The sequence below is a fragment of the Vibrio sp. 10N.261.52.A1 genome, from assembly GCF_002876325.1.
In the GTDB taxonomy this organism is placed as follows: Bacteria; Pseudomonadota; Gammaproteobacteria; order Enterobacterales; family Vibrionaceae; genus Vibrio; species Vibrio chagasii.
In genome coordinates this window covers 1-359 of the sequence record NZ_MCYD01000975.1, presented here as the reverse complement: position 1 = coordinate 359, position 359 = coordinate 1, and the positions used below count along the sequence as shown (strand labels likewise).

General features: G+C 36.8%; 1 protein-coding gene. It reads right to left on the bottom strand.

What is annotated here, in order from left to right; all coding sequences use genetic code 11:
• Positions 1-257 (bottom strand): RDD family protein (locus BCT81_RS21185; protein ID WP_198596940.1); only part of this gene is annotated, 257 nt, incomplete at its 3' end.
• Between the last annotated feature and the right edge of the window lie 102 nt (positions 258-359).

Genomic DNA, 359 nt, shown 5'->3' with positions numbered 1-359 from the left:
CCAATTGTCTGTCCCTTCGTATGAAGTAAGTACCCTTGGCATAAAAAGAAAATCACCCAACCATAAACAAATAGGGCAACTTTTTCGGTTAGATCAATGGTTGTTTCATTGAGGAGAAATTTGTCGTACAGACTGCTATATAGAAAAACAGGAATCATGAAAATCGCATACACGTAAGCATCAATAATAAAGGCCCAAAAACGAGACCATCGAGATGCGAGAACTACTGGGGGTGTATTTGCTATGACTTCAGACATGCCCTTACCTAAGGTAGTGTTGATTATTGATGTAGAGAGTGCGATTTCAGATAACTAAAGCTTCATTTATTGATAAAAAACGTAGAAATAAGTATGAAAAAC